The sequence below is a fragment of the Flaviramulus multivorans genome (genome assembly GCF_021728415.1).
GTDB classification, from domain to species: Bacteria; Bacteroidota; Bacteroidia; order Flavobacteriales; family Flavobacteriaceae; genus Sabulilitoribacter; species Sabulilitoribacter multivorans.
This window is the reverse complement of sequence record NZ_JAKKDV010000002.1, coordinates 422326-441396: the sequence shown is the minus strand read 5'-3', so window position 1 is coordinate 441396 and position 19071 is coordinate 422326. Positions and strand designations below refer to the sequence as shown.

15 protein-coding genes are annotated in these 19071 nt (G+C 33.2%); 3 read left to right on the top strand and 12 right to left on the bottom strand.

Annotated features, from left to right (window positions below; genetic code table 11):
* The first annotated feature begins 92 nt into the window (after positions 1 to 92).
* Positions 93 to 779, top strand: a complete 687-nt coding sequence (locus tag L3X39_RS06805; RefSeq protein WP_237231024.1) for a peptidoglycan DD-metalloendopeptidase family protein — start codon at positions 93 to 95, stop codon at positions 777 to 779.
* Positions 780 to 796: 17 nt separating this feature from the next.
* On the opposite strand, the gene L3X39_RS06800 is transcribed toward L3X39_RS06805, so the two are convergent.
* The 12 genes from L3X39_RS06800 to L3X39_RS06745 form a co-directional block, all read right to left on the bottom strand.
* Positions 797 to 1276 carry a hypothetical protein gene (locus L3X39_RS06800; RefSeq protein WP_237231023.1) on the bottom strand — a complete coding sequence of 160 codons (480 nt, stop codon included), beginning with the start codon at positions 1274 to 1276 and terminating at the stop codon, positions 797 to 799.
* 48 nt (positions 1277 to 1324) lie between these two features.
* Positions 1325 to 2005, bottom strand: coding sequence for an N-formylglutamate amidohydrolase (locus L3X39_RS06795; protein ID WP_237231022.1), 681 nt, complete (start codon positions 2003 to 2005; stop codon positions 1325 to 1327).
* Positions 2002 to 3228, bottom strand: coding sequence for a glutamate-cysteine ligase family protein (locus L3X39_RS06790; protein ID WP_237231021.1), 1227 nt, complete (start codon positions 3226 to 3228; stop codon positions 2002 to 2004). The genes L3X39_RS06795 and L3X39_RS06790 overlap by 4 nt, the downstream gene beginning before the upstream one ends.
* Position 3229: 1 nt before the next feature.
* Positions 3230 to 4675: a RimK family ATP-grasp domain-containing protein gene (locus L3X39_RS06785; RefSeq protein ID WP_237231020.1), complete on the bottom strand. Its 1446-nt coding sequence runs from the start codon at positions 4673 to 4675 to the stop codon at positions 3230 to 3232.
* Positions 4676 to 4757: 82 nt separating this feature from the next.
* Complete coding sequence (locus L3X39_RS06780; RefSeq protein ID WP_237231019.1) at positions 4758 to 6101, bottom strand: GntP family permease; 1344 nt, start codon at positions 6099 to 6101, stop codon at positions 4758 to 4760.
* Between the two features lie 5 nt (positions 6102 to 6106).
* Positions 6107 to 7501, bottom strand: a complete 1395-nt coding sequence (gene gnd, locus L3X39_RS06775; protein WP_237231018.1) for an NADP-dependent phosphogluconate dehydrogenase — start codon at positions 7499 to 7501, stop codon at positions 6107 to 6109.
* Positions 7494 to 7979 carry a gluconokinase gene (locus L3X39_RS06770; protein ID WP_237231017.1) on the bottom strand — a complete coding sequence of 162 codons (486 nt, stop codon included), beginning with the start codon at positions 7977 to 7979 and terminating at the stop codon, positions 7494 to 7496. The genes gnd and L3X39_RS06770 overlap by 8 nt, the downstream gene beginning before the upstream one ends.
* A gap of 333 nt (positions 7980 to 8312) precedes the next feature.
* The gene (secA, locus tag L3X39_RS06765; protein ID WP_237231016.1) at positions 8313 to 11666 is read right to left on the bottom strand and encodes a preprotein translocase subunit SecA; all 3354 of its coding nucleotides are present in this window, start codon (positions 11664 to 11666) and stop codon (positions 8313 to 8315) included.
* 180 nt (positions 11667 to 11846) lie between these two features.
* Positions 11847 to 12068: a DUF2795 domain-containing protein gene (locus tag L3X39_RS06760; RefSeq protein ID WP_019387375.1), complete on the bottom strand. Its 222-nt coding sequence runs from the start codon at positions 12066 to 12068 to the stop codon at positions 11847 to 11849.
* 349 nt (positions 12069 to 12417) lie between these two features.
* A complete protein-coding gene (locus tag L3X39_RS06755) occupies positions 12418 to 12990 on the bottom strand; it encodes a cob(I)yrinic acid a,c-diamide adenosyltransferase (RefSeq protein ID WP_237231015.1) in 573 nt (190 codons plus the stop codon).
* An 82-nt stretch (positions 12991 to 13072) separates the two neighbouring features.
* Positions 13073 to 13855: an O-methyltransferase gene (locus L3X39_RS06750; protein ID WP_237231014.1), complete on the bottom strand. Its 783-nt coding sequence runs from the start codon at positions 13853 to 13855 to the stop codon at positions 13073 to 13075.
* The gene (locus L3X39_RS06745) at positions 13845 to 15707 is read right to left on the bottom strand and encodes an ABC-F family ATP-binding cassette domain-containing protein (RefSeq protein WP_237231013.1); all 1863 of its coding nucleotides are present in this window, start codon (positions 15705 to 15707) and stop codon (positions 13845 to 13847) included. Before L3X39_RS06745 ends, L3X39_RS06750 begins: the two co-directional genes overlap by 11 nt.
* Positions 15708 to 15811: 104 nt before the next feature.
* On the opposite strand from L3X39_RS06745, the gene L3X39_RS06740 reads away from it, so the two are divergent.
* Both L3X39_RS06740 and L3X39_RS06735 read left to right on the top strand, forming a co-directional pair.
* Positions 15812 to 16606 (top strand): polysaccharide biosynthesis/export family protein, encoded by a 795-nt coding sequence (locus tag L3X39_RS06740; RefSeq protein ID WP_237231012.1) that lies wholly within the window; start codon positions 15812 to 15814, stop codon positions 16604 to 16606.
* Between the two features lie 9 nt (positions 16607 to 16615).
* Positions 16616 to 19069, top strand: coding sequence for an exopolysaccharide transport family protein (locus L3X39_RS06735; RefSeq protein ID WP_237231011.1), 2454 nt, complete (start codon positions 16616 to 16618; stop codon positions 19067 to 19069).
* The last annotated feature ends 2 nt before the right edge of the window (positions 19070 to 19071 follow it).

Sequence of the window (19071 nt, the reverse complement as noted above, 5' to 3'; positions counted from 1 at the left end):
TTGGTATATTAGTACAAAGTTTTGTTAGTTCGAGTGTCCCGATTTTTCATCGGGATGTATCGAGAACTTATAAAGTTTCTTAATTTTGATTAATGAAATCTAAAAGTTTTACAGATTTTTTAAAAAACATAAGTCTAAAATCCTGCCATGTGTTGGATGCATCCATCTCAAAAGCACAATACACACTTTTAGATTTGTCCGAAGCCAATACGGAGTTAGATACTGTTGATGTTTCGTCGTCGTCAAAACTAGAAACGTATATTCATAACCACATTAAAAAACAGAATGCTAAAGTTGCTTTTGGTGGTTATTTAGAAGTAAGAACTATTTATAAACGCAGTAAGCATTTTAACAATACCGAAGCCGAAGAGCGCAACATCCATTTGGGTATCGATTTATGGAGCGAAGCCAATACACCTATTTTTGCACCTTTAGATGCCACCGTACATAGCTTTAAAAACAATATCAATTATGGCGATTATGGACCCACCATAATTTTAAAACACCATATTAAAGCCATTGAATTTTATACACTTTATGGCCATTTGAGCGTGTCATCGATAGACAATTTAGAAGTTGGAAACGTTTTTAAACGAGGGGAGCAAATAGCTACTTTAGGAGATGCTACGGTAAATGGCGATTACCCGCCACATTTGCATTTTCAAATAATAAAAGATTTACAGGGATTTGTAGGCGACTACCCAGGTGTTTGTAGTAAACAAGATTTGGCATTTTTTAAAACGAATTGTCCTGACCCGAATTTACTGTTGAAATTGTGAATAATTCATAGTTTAGACTAGCTAAGCTGTAAATTATTCACGTCGTTAAAATCTAGTTTTTTATTAAAGTATAATATTAATGCAAGAATTAAATACTTTAATATAGGAAAAAATCCCATAATTCGTTGTAATTGCTGGTTCTCATCTCTCAACTTATGAAAAGCATCAAACTCAACTGGAAATCTCTCGAATAATAATCCTGTTCCATAAAAAGAGTATATAAATTTCACTAATAATAAAATAAAGAAAATCATTATTGAAATCGCAAAAGTCTTACTAGAACTTATCGGAATTAAATTCTTTATTTTATTAATTGCCCATATCAATAAAATTAAATAAGCTAGCAAACCAATCAGTTCGGGTAGCCAGAGTATTGATAGTGAATAAGGTAAATTAATAAAAAGTAGTTGCTCGGATAGGTATTCCATAAGTCCAGAGAACTCATAAATCGAAAGAAATGTAAAAATACCTATGCCAATAATATTTAAAATTTTCAAAATCAGTTTTTTATTGTAAAATTTGGTTTATACCAGATAAGAACGAAGTTAGTTGAAATTTTTTAAAGCCGAAAATATAGAAGTTTTTAATTCTGTTTGTAACTGGGTGTTTGCAACATATTTTTGGTTGACTTCTATTTCAATCCCTATATAATTTGATGTAAACTGTTTGCGTAAATAAGTGGTAAACCCATCAGCTTTTCCTAAATAGGGGTAATTAAAACGTACGTTGAGGTTAGGGTTTACCGTTTTAAGCGCGTTTTTAAATGTTTTACAAAACGCTTTTTCAACTATGTTTTTAGAGTCGTAAAGCAACCCTATATCGGCATGTCTTTCTGTATTGTTTAAAATCGGTGTAAACGAATGCACCGAAATATGTAAAACGGGTTCGCCCGATTCAATCCATTGGCATATGGTAGTTTCAACTTGGTTTCTATATACCAAATAATGCGATTGTATCAGGGCTGATTTGTCAGCTTTTGAAAGTGTTTTGGTGAATTCTGAAAACAACTTTGGGTGGTGCAACGACCGATTAAGTTCTATAAGCAATCGGCTAATTTCAGAATGTAAAGTATAATCAGCAAGCGGTTCTAAGGTTTTAAACAAATCTAAAGCACCTAAATCGAAACCCCGATGCGAGTTTAAAACTAATTGCGACCCTTTAAAGTATGGTTGATACGGTTTAGGAATGTCGTTTCCTCCATGTTCACAAGTTAGAATCAGTTTCACGGGACAAACAGTTTATTTTCTTGCAAACAATGCGCTAACTTTTTGTAAACTGATTTGATATGGGTTTCTGAAAAATCGTGCGCCATAGCCTTTAAAATACGTGTGGCCAATGTGCCTTTTGATAATATGGTTTCAATAGCAAAATGATGGCTTGTATCAATATCAGGTTTTACCAGATTGTAAAGTTGTTTCCATATATCTTGAACGGTACAGGCTTGCTCTATTTGAAACAAATTAAGGTACTTTAAATCTGAAACTATATAATTTTCGCCCGCTTTAATAGTTGGGTTTAAAATAGCAAAAAGGGCTTCTTTAGTCCACGATTTTTGCGTGCTTAATGTAGAAGTTTGCTCGCTTACTAAAAGCTTAACCACTTCAATAATAAAAACACAAATGGCGATATCAGCTTGCGGACATTCTTGTATATCTACCAATCTAATTTCAATAGCATTTCTATCAAAACGCGCAATGGCACCACGCGAGTTAAGAAAATAATGGTCTAAAATATCTTCGGTATCATGGGGTTTTATCGCCTTATTTATAGGGTTGAAAATAGATTCTTGATACGCTTTTTTAGAAAATACTTGCTCTGGAATTACCAACCCGGTCATTTCAGGAATTTCCTTTTGATTGGTTTTATAATACTCCAATCGGGTGTCTTTAAATCCTGTGTTTTTTCCTTCTAAAATAGGTGAACTGGCACACAAACCGGGAATTAAAGGTAAAATTATGCGAATGGCGGCATGCAGTTTTTCAAATTCATCATCATCAAAAAATGGTAAATTAATATGTGTGCTTTGTACGTTGCTCCAACCATGACCTCTACAATTAAAAATACGATTGTAAAGTGCGTAAACCTCGCTATAACTGTGTTTCCAAAGCTCCATATCCGTTGCAGGATTCATTAAAGGATGTGCTGCCGTAGGTAACAATTGCGCATGTATTGAACTTAAAATGCTGTTGATTTCCTGTATATTATTATGAAATGCATCGGCTAGCGTGTTCAAATCTTTAGTGGGGCCGTTGGTTTTTAATTCCACCACATGTGCCACGAGTTCGTTGCTCCAAGCGATAGCGCCGTTGTCTATATCGTCAATAACGCCATTATTTTTTAGCCTTAATAATTCATCAACAATAGGAGCAACCTTAAAATCGGAATTATAAACGAGCATATATTCCAACTCAATACCAAAAACTTCAAATAAGTGATATTTTTTGCCCATATTAATCCAGTCTGTTTTTTAGAGCGGTTAAAATTTTGGTATAAACCAAATCGCCGTAATACCCATCTTCAACACCAAAATCGATATTCGGGTTGTCGTTAATTTCAATAACCATGGGCTTTTCGTTAACAACTTTAATATCAATACCTAATAAGCCATCACCAATTAATTTCGCCGACTTAACAGCCATTTTTAGCACTTTTTTTGGTACGTCTTCAATAGGTAAACAATCTGCATCTCCATCTTGGTCGTCTTTCTTTTTAGCTTTCCAGTTATAAATTTGCCAGTGGCCTTTCGCCATATAGTATTTACAAGCAAAAAAGGGTTCGCCATCTATAATACCGATACGCCAATCGTAGTCTGAAGGACAAAATTCTTGAGCAATTATCAAATCAGATTCCTTTAACATGGTATTTGCTAAATGGTTAAACTCTTCTTTCGATTTGGCTTTTTTCACCCCAAATGAAAATGTAGAATCTGGTGCTTTAAGTACACAAGGCAATCCTGTGTGGTGTAAAACATCGTTTAAGTTGTCTTTGTGAACAATAATGGTTTTTGGTGTGTTGATATTGGCATTTTGCAGCGCCTCCGCCATATACACTTTATTACAGCATTTTAAAATAGCATCGGGGTAATCTATTATAGCAATACCTTCTTGTTGTGCTTTTCGGGCAAAGGCATAAGCTTCGTTGTTTACTTCGGTGCTTTGTCTTATAAGTAAGGCATCAAATGATGATAGTTGCGATAAATCTTTGGGTTCAATGATTTCAGCATAAATATTCATTTTTTCAGCAATCTCCATAAACTTTTTCAAACCTTTTGGGTTGCTTGGTGGTGCAGGATCGTTTGGGTTTGCTAAAATGGCTAAATCGAAATCGCTTTTGGTTAATTTAGGTGTATCGTATCTTTTTTTAGAGAAATACTGATTTGCAAATTCTTGAACACTTTCGAAGTGGTCGTTTGGTATTTCAGATTCTGAAATAACCTTGACGCTTTGTATGTTCCACTTTGTGTTGAAACTAAACTTTACACGAAACAATGGAACTTGAAAATGCTTGTAAAATAAAGCACTCAACTCTTTATATTTTTGAGCTACGTTTTGTCCGAAATAAATACTTAAAGTAAACTCTCTAGATTTTATATTTTTTAGACTTTGCTGAATAATATCATCAAACTCATCGGATACAATTCTAACTAGTTTTAGGGTTTTTAAATCGACAATGTTTTTTACAGTTGGAATCGCTAAATGCCCACGGGCTTCGGCTAAAAGCGAAACGTAGTATCCTTTTGACTGGTAATGATATTCTCTACAAAGGTTGAATATACGAGCCTTTTGTACTAATGAAAATTTAGGATTTGTTAGATAGTCTTGTGACGAAATCACGGTAATATTCTCAATCGTAAAATTCCATTTATCTGGTTGATTGACAACAATATATTTCTGCATTAAAGTGGCGCTTATAGCGTATTAAATTTTACACAAAATTAGTGTTTTTTACAATCCGAAATATTTTAAAGAAAAATATTAATTAAAATAGGGTCCATAATAAACAAACCGTACAAAAACCAACACATGCCAGAATCGTGGTCATAACGGTCCAACTTTTAAAAGTTTGTTTTTCAGTAAGCCCTAAATATTTACTCACCAACCAAAAGCCGCTATCGTTTACATGAGACATAATTGAGGCACCTGATGCTATGGCAATTACTAAAAGTGCTTTGTTAATTTCGGTTACCCCATCTAATAACAAAGGCGCAGTTAAACCAGCAGCAGTAATCATTGCAACGGTAGCAGACCCTTGTAAAATACGAACCAAAACAGCCGCTAAAAAAGCGAACAATAGAATACTTACTCCCTTATCGGCAAAATAATTGGCTAACATTTCGCCTGTTTTAGTGTTTACCAACATTTGTTTAAAAACACCACCGGCACCAGTTAGTAGAATGATTATACCAGCAGGAGCCATCGATGCAGTTGTTATTTTTAATAAAATGGTCTTCGTGGTTTTTCTTCGTATTCCTAAAACATACCAAGCAATAATATTAGCTATGATTAAGGCGGTAAAAGGATGACCAATCATTTTTAACCACGATTTTACGTTTTCTGAAATATTAAAACTTTCTAATAAAGGACTGTTGAGTAATGTATTTCCAACAATTAATACAATTGGAATTCCTATAATGGATAGTATGACACCAACTCCTGGAAAATCATTATTATCATCTCTAGTATTGGTTAATTTTGGAGCTTCCACATATATTTTTTCAGAAATATATTTTGCAAATACGGGTCCACTGGCTATGGCTGTTGGGATACCAACTATAAAACCGAATAAAATAACCCAACCTAAATCTGCCTTTAAAATATCGGCAACTGCAACGGGTCCGGGAGTAGGAGGAATAAAAGCATGAGTAATGGCTAATCCAGCCAAAAGTGGCATACCATATAGCAATAGAGACTTTTTGGTTTTACGTTGTAATGAGTAAATTAAAGGCACTAAAATGATGAAAGCGACATCAAAAAACACCGGAATTGCCACAAAAAAGCCTGTTAACATTAAAGCCCAAGACGCTCGTTTTTCACCAAATTTTTGAAGCAGATAATTTGCTAAAGCTTCGGCACCACCTGAATGTTCTAAAATAGCACCAAACATAGCACCTAAACCAACTACCAAGGCAACAAAACCTAAGGTGTTTCCCATACCTTCTTGCATGGTTTTTATGATGGTTTCTGGCGACATACCAGCAATGACACCAACAACAATACTAGCTATGAGTAATGCTATAAAGGCCTGAATTTTTAATCGAAGTATTAAAACAAGTAATACGGCTATTCCAACAAATACGGCGGTAATAAGGGTATAGTCAATCATGAATTTTACCAGTTGGTGTGAAAAAATTGAGATAATGGTGCATCAATCTTTTGATAAGTATGTGCGCCAAAATAATCACGCTGTGCCTGTATTATATTCGCAGGTAATTTTGCACTGGTCATAGAAACCCAATAATTATAAGAAGACCAAAACGTATCTAACGGCACTCTGTTTGAAATAGCAGATTTGATAACCTCTTCTATGTAAGGCTCTAACGACTTTAACTGGTTTATAATATCAATATTATCAAATAGATTAGTTTGATTTTTAAATAATTCAGAAACTTGTTGCATAAGCTCCGACCTAATAATACAACCGTTAGTCCATATTCTAGCTAGTTCAGATAAATTAATCGTCCAATTATAAGCTTTTGCAGCTTCGTTTATAACGTCAAATCCTTGCTGATGATTTATAATTCTTGCAAATCTATAGGCATTTTCAAGGTCTTTAATATTTGGAATATCAGGAGTTCTATTTTCTTTTGTAAAATGTTGTGAAAGTTGAACTCTTTTTTCTTTAAATGAAGATAAATAACGCGCAAAAACAGCCGATGTCATCATAGTGGTAGGAATGCCAATTTCTAGCGCTGTTTTACTCGACCAACTTCCTGTTCCTTTATTTCCAGCTTTATCTAAAATGGTATCAACAATATAGGTATTACCTTCTTTTTTGGTTAAAATGTTCGCAGTAATTTCTAATAAATAACTTGATAGGTCTCCTTTATTCCAATTAGAAAATACTTTCGAAATATCTTCATTACTCATTGTTAGCGACATGATGGCATAAAGTTCTGCAAGCAATTGCATTTCTGAATACTCCACACCATTATGAATCATCTTTACAAAATGACCAGCACCATTGTTAGCTATAAAGCAACAACAAGCCTTATTGTTTTTGTCCCGGGCAGAGATTTTTTCAAGGATAGGTGCTACTAAGCTATAACTATGGATGTTACCACCGGGCATCATAGAAGGTCCTTTTCGTGCGCCTTCCTCACCACCAGAAATACCACAACCTATAAAATGTATGCCTTTTTTTTGAAGTGCTTCATACCTATTTTTAGTATCTAAATAATGTGAATTTCCTCCGTCAATAAGAATATCATCGGCATTCAAATAGGGTTCTAGTTGTTTGATAACAGCATCTACAACCGATCCTGCTTTTATCATCATTAAAATTTTTCTAGGGGTTTCTAGTGAAGCAATGAAGGAGTCGATACTCGTATGTCCAGAAATATTATTGAAGGCAGTATTCTGATTTAAAAAATCTTTAACAACGTTAGCTTCTTCGCCTTCGCTTCTATTATATACAGATAGTTTAAAGCCCTTTTCAGCAATATTTAGGCTTAAACTTTTTCCCATAACACCGAGGCCTATAACTCCAAATTGTGATTTACTCATTTAAGTTTAATTTTGAGGTGATTATTGAAACGATATTTTCTTTTGAATTAGTAATTGAAATATGAATCCCATAGGATGGTACTTCTAAAGTATCAAATTGCGATTTTAGCAAAGTTGATTTCATATAATGATTGTTTCTTTTTTCCAAACGCGCATTAATTTCATCGAAAGTACCTGATAAATATACCCAATTTATATTTTTAATTTTAGAGCTTAAAATTTGTCGGTAGCTTTCTTTTAAAGCGGAGCAAGCTAAAATAGCACCACCATTTAACTCCCATTGTTCTATATTTTCAGAAAGTAATTCTAACCAAGGCTTTCTATCGCCATCGGTTAATGCGATATTATTTTTCATTTTTTCGATGTTAGAACTCGGATGAAAATCATCAGCATCGTAAAATGGAAGATTACTCTTTTTAGATAATAATTCCCCAATCGTGGTTTTTCCGCATCCAGAAACCCCCATTATAATAATCATTCTTAATTATTTAATTTACCCGTCTTGCATTTAGATAAATTCTGTCAATTCGAGTGGTCCCGATTTTTTATCGGGATTGTATCGAGAATAAGAATTTAGCATACAAATTAGTTCTCGATACGATTTTTTTATCAAAAAATCACTCGAACTGACATCACGAAAATTATTTTTAACTCAAAATACGCAATGGGTATAATTTATGAAAATAAATATAAGTCAAAAATAATTAGTTGCTCGTTAGATAGCGCATATTGTTCAAAAAAAACACAAAAAAATCCTGAAGTTTATTTCAGGATTTTTAATTCTATCGTTTCTGCGTTGGCAGGAATGTGATTAATCTTCAACCAAAACCCAATCGCCTTTGGCTAATAAAGGTTCTGCTTGTTTATATTTTAAAGTTTTGTTCTCACCGTTTATAACATGTTTAATTGTTACACGGTCGTTACGACCAATTTTTGGTCGGTCTCGAACAATGGTTTCTACAACTTCTTGCTGGCGTTGGGTATTTCCTGCAGCCCTATTTTGAGCAGAACGCTCATCCAAATTAGGAATTTCGTCTTTTTGAACGTTTAATTTTTCCTGCTTTCTAGCTCTCGCTTCTTGTATGGTATCTTGTGTTTCTTGAGGTAATTCACCTTTAAATAAGAATGAAATAACATCTTTATTCACTTGGTCAATCATGGCTTTAAACAATTCAAAAGCTTCAAATTTGTAAATTAAAAGTGGGTCTTTTTGCTCATGAACCGCTAACTGCACCGATTGTTTTAATTCATCCATTTTGCGTAAATGCGTTTTCCAAGCATCATCAATAATCGCTAAAGTGATGTTCTTCTCAAAGTCTGTAATTAATTGTTTACCATTGGTTTCATAAGCTTTTTCAAGGTCGGTAACCACATTTAAAGTCTTTACGCCATCGGTGAATGGTACCACAATACGCTTAAATTTATCACGTTGTGTTTCATATACATTTTTAATTACTGGAAAAGCTATATCAGCATTACGTGTCATTTTTTCACGGTAATGTTCAAAAGCTGTTTTGTAAATTTTTGAAGTAATTTCTTGTGCTGATAACTTCCCGAATTCATCTTGAGAAATAGGCGAACTCATAGAAAAGTATCGAATTAATTCAAATTCAAAATTCTTATAATCGTTAGCACCTTTATTAGTTTCGGCAATACCTTCTGAGGTGTCAAAAATCATATTTGCTAAATCTACTCGTAAACGCTCACCATGTAATGCGTGACGACGACGTTTGTAAACCACTTCACGTTGCGCGTTCATAACATCATCATACTCTAATAATCGCTTACGAACCCCAAAGTTGTTTTCTTCCACTTTTTTCTGTGCACGCTCAATAGATTTTGAAATCATAGAATGCTGAATAACTTCGCCTTCTTTTAATCCCATTCTGTCCATCATTTTTGCAATTCGCTCGCTACCAAACAAGCGCATTAAATTATCTTCCAACGATACATAAAACTGAGAACTACCAACGTCACCCTGACGACCAGCACGACCACGTAACTGTCTGTCTACACGACGTGAATCATGTCGCTCTGTACCGACAATAGCTAAACCTCCAGCTTTTTTAACTTCTTCGCTTAACTTAATATCCGTACCACGACCCGCCATGTTAGTGGCGATAGTTACTTGTCCAGATTTACCGGCTTGATCAACAATTTCAGCCTCTTTTTTATGCTGTTTCGCGTTTAATACATTATGAGGTATTTTTCGAATGCTAAGCATTTTACCAAGTAATTCTGAAATCTCTACAGATGTTGTACCAATAAGGACAGGTCTTCCGGCCTCTGATAACTGTGTTACATCATCAATAACCGCGTTGTATTTTTCGCGTTTGGTTTTATATACTAAATCTTCTCTATCATCACGAGCAATTGGCTTATTTGTTGGAATTTCAACTACATCCAATTTGTATATTTCCCAGAACTCGCCAGCTTCTGTAACTGCAGTACCTGTCATACCTGATAGTTTGCGGTACATTCTAAAATAGTTTTGCAGTGTAACGGTAGCAAAAGTTTGGGTAGCATCTTCAATTTTTACATTTTCTTTTGCTTCAATCGCTTGGTGTAATCCGTCAGAATAACGACGACCATCCATAATACGACCCGTTTGCTCATCAACAATCATTACTTTATTATCCATTACCACATATTGGGTATCTTTTTCAAATAAAGCATAAGCTTTTAAAAGTTGATTTAAGGTGTGAATACGTTCCGATTTTACTCCAAACTCTTTAAATAAATCTTCTTTAAGATTTGCTTCTTCTTCTGGAGAAAGGTTTTGTTCCTCAATTTTAGCAATTTCAACACCTATTTCCGGTAAGATGAAAAAATCAGGATTGTCTTTTCCAGATATATATTCGATACCCTTATCGGATAGTTCAATTTGATTATTTTTCTCTTCAATTACGTAGTACAAGTCTGCATCCACCTTTGGCATTTCGCGGTTGTTATCCTGCATGTAAAAGTTCTCAGTTTTTTGAAGCAATTGTTTTACACCTTCTTCACTTAAAAACTTAATAAGTGCTTTATTTTTAGGAATACCACGATATACTTGAAGTAGTTTAAAACCACCTTCTTTAGTATCACCTTCAGCAATGAGTTTTTTAGCTTCGGCTAACACACCCGTTAAATACTTACGTTGTACGCTTACAATATCCTCTACTTTAGGTTTTAATTCGTTAAACTCATGGCGGTCACCTTTTGGAATAGGTCCAGAAATAATTAAAGGCGTACGCGCATCGTCAATTAAAACGGAGTCTACCTCATCCACAATGGCATAATGATGAGGTCGTTGAACCAAATCGTCTGGAGAATGCGACATGTTATCACGCAAATAATCAAAACCAAATTCGTTATTGGTTCCATAGGTAATATCTGCATTATAAGCTTTTATTCGAGCAGCTGAATTAGGTTGGTGGTAATCAATACAATCAACACTCAAACCATGAAACTCAAAAATAGGAGCCATCCACGCGCTATCACGTTTTGCCAAATAATCGTTTACGGTTACTAAATGCACGCCTTTTCCAGCTAATGCATTTAAATATACTGGCAATGTTGCTACAAGGGTTTTACCTTCACCCGTTTGCATTTCGGCTATTTTACCTTGGTGCATTGCTACACCACCTATAAGTTGTACATCGTAGTGTACCATGTCCCAAGTTATTGGTTTTCCGGCAGCATCCCATGAGTTTGACCAAACGGCTTTATCATCATTTAAAACAACGTAGCTTTTGTCTCCCGATAATGTGCGATCAAATTCATTGGCTTTAACTTCAATGGTAGTGTTGTTTACAAAACGTTTTGCAGTTTCTTTTACCACCGCAAAAGCTTCAGGTAAAATATCGTTTAAAACATCTTCGGTAATTTTATAAGCGTCGTCCTTAAGCCTATCTATTTGCTCGTAAATATCTTCTCGTAAGTCAATATCATCAGTATTTTCAGCATCTTGAGCAAGATTTGCTATTTGTTCATCTATAGGTTTATTAGCTTCGGCAATTTTAGCCTTAAACTCAGCAGTTTTGGCTCTTAACTCATCATGAGATAAGGCTTCTAATGCTTTTTCAAAAGTTTTAATTTTTTCAACTATAGGCATTATGGCTTTAACATCTTGTTTCGATTTGTCGCCAACAAAAACCTTTAGTACAGAATTTAAAAAATTCATAGGTATTAATTTATATGTTAGGTTAAACTACAACAGGTATAATTTAACGTTATTTTTAGGTAGTTTTTTCATGCTTTATAAAAAGCAATCAAAGATACATTTTGTAATCAGTTTTATAAAGTTTAGAGATAAAAAAAAGCCTCAAATCGAGACTTTTTAACTATTCTTTATGCTTTTATTTTAATATTCATCTTCATTCCAAAGATAATCTTCATCCGTTGGATAGTCGGACCAGATTTCTTCAATCGAATCATACGAATCACCTTCGTCTTCAATCGACTGTAAATTTTCAACAACTTCTAACGGAGCGCCAGTTCTAATAGCGTAATCTATCAATTCGTCTTTGGTTGCTGGCCATGGTGCATCACTTAAATATGATGCTAATTCTAAAGTCCAATACATTTTTTATGCGTTTAATTTTTTGCAAAAATAAATTTTTAGTTTAAACAGACAAGAAAAAAATGAATTATTTAGTCAATAATTTTAAGAACGTATGCCATTGTATTTTAAACAGTTGAAATTTATTCGTGCTTTTTTAATAAATACAAGCCTTTTCAGCGAATCTTGTTTGGGCGTTACCCCTAAAGGGTCGGGCTTTTTGTTACAATCTTTCTTATTTGTTCTCGATACGTTTTGTTTATGCTTCACAAAACACTCGAACTAACATAAAAAAGGATTTTCACTGCAATCCCTAACGCAAACCGTTTCCATTTACTACCACTAGAAATAAGTTTAACTTTTAACTAATGGCTTAAAATTTCTCTGGAATCCACTTAATTTCATTTGCTTGCAAGTCGTAAGACAACTTTCGTGCCAATACAAAAAGGTAGTCAGAAAGACGGTTTAAATAGGTTAAAGCATTGGCTTCAAAAGGTTCTAAATCGTTAAGGGCAGAGGCTAACCGTTCTGCTCTACGGCATACACATCGGGCAATGTGACAGAATGACACCGTTTGATGTCCACCAGGAAGTACAAAATGAGTCATAGGAGGTAAAGCCTCATTCATCGTGTCCATTTCTTTTTCTAGGAGTTCAATATCTGCTGCCGAAATTTTTTCAATATTTAAACGTTCTTTACCACTTTTTAAAACGGCTTTTTCAGGGTCAGTAGCCAAAATAGCTCCAACAGTAAAAAGCTTGTTTTGAATAGTAATTATTAAATTTTTGTAATGTGCGTTAATATTTTGATCGCGTATTAAACCCAGATGCGAATTTAATTCGTCAACCGTTCCGTAACTTTCAATACGGATATGGTGTTTAGGCACACGTGTTCCACCAAATAATGCTGTGGTTCCTTTGTCTCCTGTTTTGGTGTAGATTTTCATTTTTTAATTGTCTCGCAAAGGCGCAAAATGCGCCAAGTTTATTCAAATTTAATGGAAACTAAACGACTTAACAACTAAACGCCTAAACTCTTATTACAAAATGCTCTTTTAATTGTTCTTTTCTAAAAAATAAAAATCCCCAAAAAAAGGTATCAATAGTCACGCTTACTTTTGGGTGTTGTTTTATGGTTTCCCAAGCTTCTGTCATGCCTTTACTCCAATAAATATCATCAAAAATAAAAACAGAATCATTATGTACTGTCTTCAAAAGCGTTTCAAAATAGTGTAAAGTAGCTTCTTTTTGGTGGTTCCCATCAATGAAAATTAAGTCGTAAGTATTAGTATTTAGTTTTTCAATTTCATTATTAAAGTCACCAGTTATAAGATTGATGTTTTTTAAACTATATTTTTTAAAATAGTCTTTTGAGAATTTTGAAATATTCGGACAACCTTCAACAGTGGTAATATTTGCTTTAGGATTTCCTATACTTAAGGCTTGTGTAGCAATCCCTAAAGAAGTTCCAAGCTCTAGTATAGTTTTAGGCTTAAAATAATTGGAAAGCCGATACAAAAGTTTAGCTCTTTTAATTGTACTTCCAGCATTTTTGGCCATTTTCGAAACTCTTCGTACTTGCTGTTTCATTACTTGCGAACCTGCTCCTAAATCGGTTACTTGTATTTTAGAATAATTTTTTAAGAGGCTCTTTTTGTAATCAATTATGGCTTTATAATCCGCATAAATTGTTTTGTCATAAAAACAATTTGTTATCAAATTATAAACAAAAGGAGAGTGTACTCCATGTTGGTTGGTAGATTTTAAAAGGAATTTTATGTATTGAATAATTTGATACAAATTAATCTTCAAGTTTTGATGAGAGTTCAAACCAACGCGCTTCTTTAGCTTCAATAATATCAATAATTTCTTGTAATTGAACAGATAACTTGTTAATGTCGTCCTGCGATAACTCTGGATTATCAAATTTGCTTTCTAATTCTTTTTTATCAAAAGCTAAGGAGTTCAGTTTGCTTTCAATATTTTTAAGCTCTTTCTCCTCATTATACGATAGCTTATTGGCTTCGTTTTGTTTCCAAGATTTCTTTTCTTTTTTATCTTCTGTATTATTTTGAATGGCGGGTTGGCTATCTTCATATACTCGGTAATCGGTATAATTTCCTGGAAAATCCTCCACATTCCCATCGCCTTTAAAAATAAACAGGTGGTCAACTACTTTATCCATAAAATAGCGGTCGTGAGATACCACAATGATACATCCTGGAAAATCTAAAAGAAATTCTTCCAAAACGTTTAAAGTAACAATATCTAAATCGTTTGTAGGCTCATCAAGAATTAAAAAGTTTGGGTTTTGAATTAAAACGGTACACAGATACAAGCGTTTGCGTTCGCCACCACTTAGTTTTTCAACAAAATCGTATTGTTTTTTTCTACTAAATAGAAAACGTTCTAATAGTTGTTGTGCACTAATTTGTCGTCCCTTTTTCAAAGGAATATAATCACCAAATTCTCGAATTACATCAATAACTTTTTGCTCTGGTTTAATCGTAATTCCGTTTTGTGTGTAATAACCAAATTTAACAGTATCGCCTTTTACTACTTTGCCAGAATTAGGTTTATCGGTTTGCGTTAAAATGTTTAAAAAGGTGGTTTTTCCAGTGCCATTTTTTCCAATAATACCAACACGTTCACCTTTCTTAAATGTGTAATCAAATCCCTTTAAAATGGTTTTATCTTTAAATGCCTTTGATACATTATGAAACTCGAGGATTTTGCTTCCAAGTCGCTCCATATTGAGTTCTAGTTGTACTTGATGGTCGTTTCTACGCTGGTGTGCACGATGTTTTATATCGGCAAAATCATCAATTCTAGATTTAGATTTGGTAGTTCTCGCTTTAGGTTGGCGACGCATCCAATCTAATTCCTTCTTAAATAATTGCTTTGCTTTCCCAACTTCTACAGATTCTTGCTCAATTCTGGCTTCGCGTTTTTCGAGATAATAAGAGTAGTTTCCTTTGTAACTATACAATTGCCCTTCATCAAGTTCTATAATTTCATTACAAACACGCTCTAAAAAATAACGGTCGTGTGTTACCATAAAAAGGGTGATGTTTTCTTTGGCAAAAAAGGCTTCTAACCATTCAATCATTTCTAAATCTAAATGGTTTGTTGGCTCATCAAGAATTAATAAATCGGGTTTATTAATCAGCGCATTGGCTAAAGCTAATCGCTTTTTTTGTCCACCAGAAAGCGTGCTTATTTTTTGACTTAAATTATCAAGTTTTAGTTTGTAAAGTATTTGTTTGTAAAGCGTCTCGAAATCCCATGCTTGGTGACGTTCCATAGCTTCAAATGCTTTTTGGTAAGCTTCTGAATCGTCAGGGTTTAAAAGTGCTTTTTCATAATTTGAAATAACTTTTAAAATAGGATTATCGCTCACAAAAATAGCTTCTTCAACTGTTAAATTAGCATCAAACTTTGGGTCTTGTGAAAGAAAAGAAACCTTTATATCATTACGATATGTTACGCTGCCAGAATCTGGTTCGTCATCTCCTGAAAGGATATTTAAAATAGACGTTTTACCCGTGCCGTTTTTTGCGACAAAAGCGATTTTTTGGTCTTTATGAATACTAAAAGAAACACCTTCAAAGAGGGTTAGTTCTCCGTAGGATTTTGATATATTTTCAACAGTTAAATAGTTCAAAGCAAAAATTTTATGCAAATAACGGATAAAAAACCAAAAATTCCGATATATGTTTTATTGTTCAAAGTGAAAACTTATATTTGTGATAAATCAATTGACTCCAAATGAACAGGTATCTCATTTTTATTTGCTTAACTGTCTGTATTTTATTTTCTTCATGCCTAACTAATAAAGATCTTGTTTATTTACAAAATAAAGATGGTGCTGATATTGAGACTTTTAATTTAACAGAACAGCCTAAACCTTATAAAGTTCAAGTAAACGATATATTGAGTATAACTGTGAAAGCCCTTGATGAAGAGCTAGTTGGTATATTTAATCCAGTTGAAACTACAAATGCTTCTTCGGGTAATCAAGCGGGATTATATTTTAATGGTTTTACCGTGGATTTGCACGGTAATATTGAGTTTCCTGTATTAGGAAAAATAAATGTTTTGGGGTTTACCATTGATGAAATAGAAGATAAAGTTGAAAGCGAACTTTTAAAACAATATTTTAAAGAAACAGCCGAGATTTTTGTTACTGTTAAATTGTCTGGTTTACGCTATACAGTTACTGGAGAAGTTGGAGGTACAGGAGTTTATACATTATTTCAAGATCGTGTAAATATTATAGAAGCACTTGCAAATGCTGGTGATATAGCCTTAACTGGTGATAGAAAGGATGTTTTAGTAATTAGACAATATCCTGATGGACAAAAAATTCATCATATAGATTTGACAGATATTAAAGCTATGAAATCCCCGTTCTATTATATACAACCTAATGATATTATTTTGGTGAAACCATTAAAACGTAAATCTATTGGAGCTGGACAAACAGCATTTCAAAACTTAACTACAATAGCATCTATTTTGTCAGTTTTGGTGTCGACATATTTCTTAACTAAAAACCTATAATGTTGCGATATGGAAGAAGAATTTGATGTTTCAGAATCAAAATCAACATTTGATATTAAGGCTTTTATAATTAGGGTTTTAAGTTATTGGAAATTATTTGTCTTGTTTATTGGTGTAGGTGTTTTTATTGTTTATCAGCAAAATATTCGAAAACAACAATCTTATAGATTAGGCACTCAAATTTCTATAGAAGAAGAGTCGAATCCATTGTTTACTTCAACAACAAGTTTAACATTTAATTGGGGTGGAGTTTCTGGTAAAGTACAAACAATTATTAATTCTTTAAAGTCTCGTTCTATTCATGAAAAAGTTGTGGACAACTTACAGTTTTATATAACCTATTTGAAGCAATCAAGATTTAGAAAGGACGACATATATACATATGCGCCATTTGCAATAGAAATAGTACCAGATACGAAACAACTACTCGACGTACCAATAAGAGTAACTTTTTTAGAAAATAATAAGTATGAAATATATATTAATTTTGAAAATAGCGTAGTTAAAACCCAAAATTTTACAGATAAAAGTAAATCAAATTTAGATGTTCCGTTAGGTGAGTTTAAGAGCGTATACAATTTAGATGAAACCATACAAACACCTTATTTAAATGGCGTTTTATATGTTAAGGAAGGAAGGAAGGTTAACCCAAATGAAGAATACTATATAGAGTTTAACGATTTCGATGCTGTAGTTGCTAATTATAGAAGTAAGCTGAATATTGACAATCCTAGAAATTCAGCCATATTAAATTTAAGTATGGTGGATGTTAATAAAGCCAAAATAGTAGACTATTTAAATGAAACAGTTACTGTTTTAAGTGAAGACCAACTCAACAGAAAAAATCAATTTGTTACAAACACCATTAAGTTTATTGATGAGCAATTAGATCGAGTTAAATCTCAACTAACTTTAAATGCAGATTCTTTAAATAATTATAAGCAAAAAAATAAAATATTTAATTTGAATGAAGAGAGTTCTGCAATAAATACAAAACTTGTCTCATTAGAATTAGAAAAAGACGACACAAATAGAAAACTAGCTTATTACTCAAGTTTAAAAACATATTTAGAAATGAGTGATACGTTTACTGAATTACCGGCACCAGCGGTAGCAGGGATAGAAGATTCTAATATACTTGCCAACATCAGTAAGATTAACGAATTATCTGTACAAAAGTCTAAGTATGGTTCTACGGTAAGAAAAGATGCTACTATTTTTGCAGATTTAAATAGACAAATTGATGGATTAAAAGAGGTTCTTTTAGAAAATATTAGTTCTGCTAGTAATGAGTTAAGAAGAATTTTGCAGTCTACTAACTCTAAAATAGCTATTGAAGAGGCAAAAATAAGAAAGCTACCAAGGGCACAACAAAAATTGTTTGATATACAAAGACAATACTCTTTAAGTGAACAAACTTATAATGTATTTTTAGCAAAAAGAGGAGAAGCAGACATCATTAAATCTGCTAGCGTATCTGATATCTTAATAATTGATAAAGCTAAAGATACAGGAGCAACGCCTATAGATTTGAAATTGAGTTCAAGATACTTATTTGCCATCATTGGTGGTATTTTACCTCCATTATTGTTAGCATTTTTGTTGACCTTCTTTGATAATAAACTACATAATCCTCAAGTATTAGAGGGCTTATCTAATATTCCGCTTTTAGGCGTTATTGGTAAAAACAGTTTAGACAATAATTTAGCGGTTCATTTAAAACCAAAATCTACAATAGCTGAGGCATTTAGATCTGTCAGGTCTAGCTTGCAGTATTTTTATAAAAAAAACATTCAGGAAGGAACTAAAACAGTTATGGTTACGTCTTCTGTAAGTGGTGAAGGTAAAACGTTTTGTTCTATAAATATTGCCACCGTTTTTGCCATGAGTGGTAAGAAAACGATATTAGTAGGTTTAGATTTACGAAAGCCAAAAATATTTGGTGATTTTGAAATTGAAAACGATATAGGTGTCGTTAATTATTTGATTGGACAAAAATCGTTTGAAGAAGTTGTTCAAAAAACGAAAGTTGAGAATTTAGATGTGATTACATCCGGTCCTATACCTCCCAATCCCTCCGAGCTATTAATGAGTGAGTACATGGATGGACTGATTGAGAACCTTAAAAAAACGTATGATTTTATAGTTTTAGATACCCCTCCTATAGGATTAGTTGCAGATGCATTAGAGCTAACAAAACATGTAGATGCATCTATTTATGTAGTAAGACAAGATTATACCAAAAAGGGGATGATTAGCCTTGTTAATGATAAATATAACAAAGGAGAAATAAAAAACTTAAGCTTTATTTATAACGGGTATAACCAAAAGGGAAGATATGGTTACGGCTACGGATATGGTTACGGTTACGGATATGGCTATGGAGCATATGCAAATGGTTACCATGATAACGATTCTGTTAAAAAGTCATTTCTCAATAAAATAAAATCTCTTTTTAAATAACT